General features: G+C 73.0%; 6 protein-coding genes. All 6 read right to left on the minus strand.

Going from position 1 to position 4,799, the window contains the following annotated elements:
* Positions 1-934, minus strand: a 934-nt coding sequence (gene gndA, locus AIIKEEIJ_RS12620; protein ID WP_161995781.1) for an NADP-dependent phosphogluconate dehydrogenase, incomplete at its 3' end; no start/stop codon positions are given.
* Between the two features lie 70 nt (positions 935-1,004).
* Positions 1,005-1,958: a M56 family metallopeptidase gene (locus tag AIIKEEIJ_RS12625; RefSeq protein WP_006936800.1), complete on the minus strand. Its 954-nt coding sequence runs from the start codon at positions 1,956-1,958 to the stop codon at positions 1,005-1,007.
* Between the two features lie 17 nt (positions 1,959-1,975).
* Complete coding sequence (locus AIIKEEIJ_RS12630) at positions 1,976-2,398, minus strand: BlaI/MecI/CopY family transcriptional regulator (protein ID WP_006936801.1); 423 nt, start codon at positions 2,396-2,398, stop codon at positions 1,976-1,978.
* 9 nt (positions 2,399-2,407) lie between these two features.
* Positions 2,408-3,331 carry an ATP-binding cassette domain-containing protein gene (locus tag AIIKEEIJ_RS12635; protein WP_161995782.1) on the minus strand — a complete coding sequence of 308 codons (924 nt, stop codon included), beginning with the start codon at positions 3,329-3,331 and terminating at the stop codon, positions 2,408-2,410.
* A complete protein-coding gene (locus tag AIIKEEIJ_RS12640) occupies positions 3,328-4,425 on the minus strand; it encodes a FecCD family ABC transporter permease (protein WP_006936803.1) in 1,098 nt (365 codons plus the stop codon). Before AIIKEEIJ_RS12640 ends, AIIKEEIJ_RS12635 begins: the two co-directional genes overlap by 4 nt.
* On the minus strand, positions 4,422-4,799 hold a 378-nt coding region (locus AIIKEEIJ_RS12645), incomplete at its 5' end, for an iron chelate uptake ABC transporter family permease subunit (RefSeq protein WP_161995783.1). The genes AIIKEEIJ_RS12640 and AIIKEEIJ_RS12645, both read right to left, overlap by 4 nt.

The raw sequence follows: 4,799 nt of genomic DNA on the forward strand, positions 1-4,799 counted from the left end.
AGGCCAGGCCGCGGGCCGCCGCGCGCTGGGTGCGGGAGCCGGACAGGGCGCGGGCGAAGACGGCCTCGGCGATGCCGGTGACCGGGACGCCGAGGTCGAGGGCGGACTTGACGGTCCAGCGGCCGGTGCCCTTCTGCTCGGCGGCGTCGACGATGACGTCGACGAGGGGCTTGCCGGTGGTGGCGTCGGTCTGGCGCAGGACGTCGGCGGTGATCTCGATCAGGTAGGACTCGAGGGTGCCGGTGTTCCACTCGGAGAACACGTCGGCGATCGTCGTGGCGTCGTAGCCGAGGGCGTCGCGCAGCAGGTTGTAGGCCTCGCCGATGAGCTGCATGTCGGCGTACTCGATGCCGTTGTGCACCATCTTCACGAAATGGCCGGAGCCGTCGGGGCCGATGTGGGTGCAGCACGGGGTGCCGTCGACGTGGGCGGAGATGGACTCGAGAAGGGGGCCGAGGGCCTCGTAGGACTCCGTGGGGCCACCGGGCATGATCGACGGCCCGTTGAGGGCGCCTTCCTCGCCGCCGGAGATGCCGGCGCCGACGAAGTGCAGGCCGCGTTCGCGCAGTGCGGCTTCGCGGCGGATGGTGTCGGTGTAGAGGGCGTTGCCGCCGTCGATGATGATGTCGCCGGGTTCCATCGCGTTCGCGAGTTCCTCGATGACCGCGTCGGTGGCCTCGCCGGCCTTGACCATGATGAGCACCCGGCGCGGCTTCTGCAGGGCGGCGACGAACTCTTCGACGGTTTCGGTGCGCACGAAGTCGCCGTCGTCGCCGTGGGCTTCGAGCAGGGCGTCGGTCTTGGCGACACTGCGGTTGTGCAGCGCGACGGTGTGGCCGTGGCGGGCGAAGTTACGGGCGATGTTCGATCCCATGACGGCCAGGCCGGTCACGCCGATCTGGGCGCGGGGATTCTCGGTGCGTTCGACGGTCATGGGTACAGCTTCCCCCGAACCCGGACGGGATCGAAATCGGGGGCGTGCTACGGGTGGGGCCGGCGCCGGTTCACCAGGCGCGCAGCAGGCGGCCGAGTTCGGTCAGCCACGGCACGGCGACCGCGATGGTGGGGACGACGAGGATCGCGACGGCGGCGGCGTACGCGATGACGGCGGTGCGCAGGTCCGGTCCGGGTTCGGCGAGGCGTTTGACCCGCAGCAGCGTGGAGGGGCCACCGACGGCGAGGGCGCCCTGGGGGGTGCGGGCGCCGGCGCAGGCCACCAGGGCCCGGGCCAGCGGGGTGGGTCCGGTGACGCGCACGGCGGAGTCGTCGGCGAGCATCTCGACGAGCAGCTGCACCGAGCCGAGCGCCGACTTGGACCGCACCCAGCGGGGGAACGCCTCGTAGACGGCGGTGAACGCCTCGAGCACGAGGTCGTGCCGGGCCCGCAGGTGCGAGTGCTCGTGGCCGAGGACGGCGCGGATCTCGTCGTCGCCGAGGTGGTCGAGGGTGCCTTCGCTGAGCACGACCCGGTGCCGCAGGCCCGGCAGGCAGTAGGCGACGGGTTCGGCAGTGTCGAGGACGCGCACGTAGGACAGCTGGCGTACCGACGCGCCGCTGTCGCGCCGGTCGAGCAGGTCGACGAGCATGCGGTGCCGGGCCCGGCGGCGGCGGGTTCGGACGCCGACCCGCAGAATCGAATACATCAGCCGTGCACCGATCAGCAGGGTGAGGGCGAAGACCACCACGTAGGTCAGCCACAGGGGCAGGCCCAGCGCGTCGATCTCCTGCAGCGGGGCGGTGGTGGGGCGGCCGTCCTCGCCGGGGACGAGCAGCAGCGACGCGATGGCCAGGCCGGAACTGAACGCGGACAGCACGGCCGCGAGGGCCACCGCCTGCCACAGCACCAGGGCGGCGCGGGGGTTGCGGTACGGCCAGGTGGCACGACTGAGCAGGGCCGGTACCGGTCCTGCCAGCAGCAGCGCAAGGATGCCGAAGACCAGCGCAGTGGTCGCGTTCATGGCACCGAGTGTGCCAGTCAGCTCGCCCGACCGGTACCCGGGTCGGCGACGGCGGGACGGGCGTGCCCTTCCTCCTCGGCCTCGAGGGCGGCGAGGGCCTCGCGCAGCGCGGCGGCCTCGTCGGGATTGACACGCCCGATGAAGTGGACGAGGGCGGCGACCCGGCCGGCGGACTCGTCGGCCTGATCCAGGGCGTCGACCATGAGGCTGGCGACGAGTTCTTCGCGGCCGTGCACCGGCACGTAGCGGTGGGCGCGGTCGTCGCGCTGCTGGATGACGAGGTTCTTCTTCGCGAGGCGCTGGAGAACGGTCATGACGGTGGTGTACGCGAGGGAGCGCCGGGCGGCGAGGGCCTCGTGGACCTGCCGGACGGTCTGGGGTTCGGTGGAGGACCACAGGTGGTCCATCACTGCGCGTTCGAGTTCTCCGAGTGCTGCCATGACACGAGTTTACCGGGTCTCCGACGTACGTGTCGTACTACCCGAAGTAGTACGTGTTCTCGTGGCCGCCGGGCCGCCCGCGGTGCCGACGACGTGGCGGGTGCCGATCGGCACGATCAGCGGCCGGTCCGAGACCGGATCGTCGATCACCGCGGCGTCGAGCGCGAAGACCTCCCGCAGCAAGTCCTCGGTGATCACCTCCGCCGGCGCCCCCGACCGCACGATCCGCCCGTCCTTCATCACCACGAGATGGTCGCTGTAGCGGATCGCGAGATTCAGATCGTGCAACACCATCACCACGGTGCGCCCCAGCTCCGAGTGCAGGCGGTCGACGAGGTCGAGCACCTCCACCGAATGCGCCAGATCCAGATAGGTGGTCGGCTCGTCGAGCAGCAGGATGTCGGTGCCCTGCGCCAGCGCCATCGAGATCCACGCCCGCTGCCGCTGCCCGCCCGAGAGCTGATCGACCGGGCGGTCGGCCAGATCCGCGATGCCGGTGCGTTCCAGCGCGACGGCGACCTCGCCCTCGTCGTCGGCGGACCACTGGCGCAGCCACGACTGGTGCGGATGCCGTCCGCGTGCGACGAGGTCGGCGACGGTCAGGCCCTCCGGCGCGACGGGGGCCTGCGGCAGCATCCCCAGCACTCGCGCGACGTCGCGGGTGCGCATCGAGGAGATCGCGTGCCCGTCGAGGAGCACGGTGCCGCGACGCGGGCGCAGCAGCCGGCCCAGGGCCCGCAGCAGGGTGGACTTGCCGCAACCGTTGGGACCGATCACCGTGGTGATCACGCCGGTGGGCACGGTGAGATCCAGATCGTCGACGACGAGCCGGTCGCCGTAGCCCAGGGCCAGGTGCTCGGCGACGAGCCGCGGCGCCGCGGCCGCCGCCGGTTGGGCTGCGGGCGCGCCGATGTCGCGGGAGATGCCGGTCATACGGAGACCTTTCGGTTGGAGCGCACGAGCAGGTACAGCAGGAACGGGCCGCCGAGCGCGGAGGTGACCAGCCCGACGGGCAGGGCCACCGGCAGCACCGTCCGGGCGAGGATGTCGGCCGCGACGACGAGCGCCGCCCCGGTCAGGGCCGAGGCGATCAGCGGCGGGCCGGGGGAGCGGACCAGCCGCAACGCGACCTGAGGGGCGGCCAATGCGACGAACCCGATGGGGCCGGCCGCCGCGGTGGCGATCCCGGCCAGCGCGCACGCGGAGAGCAGCAGCACCGCCCGCTGGGTCTGCAGCCGCACCCCGAGCGAGCGGGCGGTGTCGTCCCCGAGCCGCAGCGCGCCCATCGTGAACGCGCCGGTGACGAGCCAGCCGCCGAGCACGGCGAGCGCGAGCGCCGTGGGCACCACCTGGGACCACCCGGCACCGTTGAGCGACCCGGTGAGCCACACCTGGGCCTGCGAGACGTCGTTGATGTCGGCCGAGACGAGCATCCAGTTGGTCAGCGCGACGAACAGGGCGTTGGCGCCGATGCCGATCAGCACCAGCCGGAAGCCCTCGACGCCGCCGCGCCAGGCCAGCACGTACACCGCCGCCGCGGTGAGCAGGCCCCCCAGCAGCGCCGCGAGCGGCAGGCCGAGCGCGCCGAGCGCCCCGCCGAGCACTCCGGACCCGGTGGCGACGATCAGGGCGACGGCGGCCGCGCTCGCCCCGGCCGTGATGCCCAGAATGTCGGGGCTGGCCAGGGGATTGCGCGAGACCGTCTGGGTCAGCGCCCCGGAGACGGCCAGGGCCGCGCCGACGAGCACCGCCGCCAGGCCGCGGGGCAGCCGCAACTCGAGCACGATGAACCGGTCGAGCTGTTCCCCGCCGCCGGCCAGGACGGCGAGCACCTGCGGCACCGACAACGGATAGTCGCCCCGGCCGAGGCCCACGCACAGCAGCAGGAACGTCGCCACCACCAGCGCCAGGCACACGACCACCATGCGCGGGCGCCACACGAGCGAGACCGGGCCGAGCCGCAGGGCCGGGCGGGACGGGACCGTCGGCCGGTCCGGTGCGGGGTGCGTCGTCGCGGGCGCGGTCACAGCGCCACCAGCCGGCGCCGGCGGACCAGGGCGATGAAGAACGGCGCCCCCATCAGCGCGAGCACGATGCCGACCTGCAGTTCGCCGGGCCGCACGACGATCCGGCCGATCACGTCGGCGAGGACGAGCAGCGCGCCGCCGAGCAGGCCCGAATAGGGGACCAGCCAGCGATAGTCGGGTCCGGTGACGGCCCGCGCCACGTGCGGGACCACGAGCCCGATGAACGCGATCGGCCCGCACGCCGCCGTGGCCGCGCCGGTGAGCAGGGTGATGGCGACGATGCCGACGGTGCGGGCCGCGACGACGTTCGTGCCGAGGGAGCGGGCCACGTCCTCGCCGAGTCCGAGGACGTTGAGGCCGGGCGTGTTGGCCAC

It is taken from the genome of Rhodococcus sp. YH1 (assembly GCF_009939605.1).
Classification (GTDB): Bacteria; Actinomycetota; Actinomycetes; order Mycobacteriales; family Mycobacteriaceae; genus Rhodococcus; species Rhodococcus aetherivorans.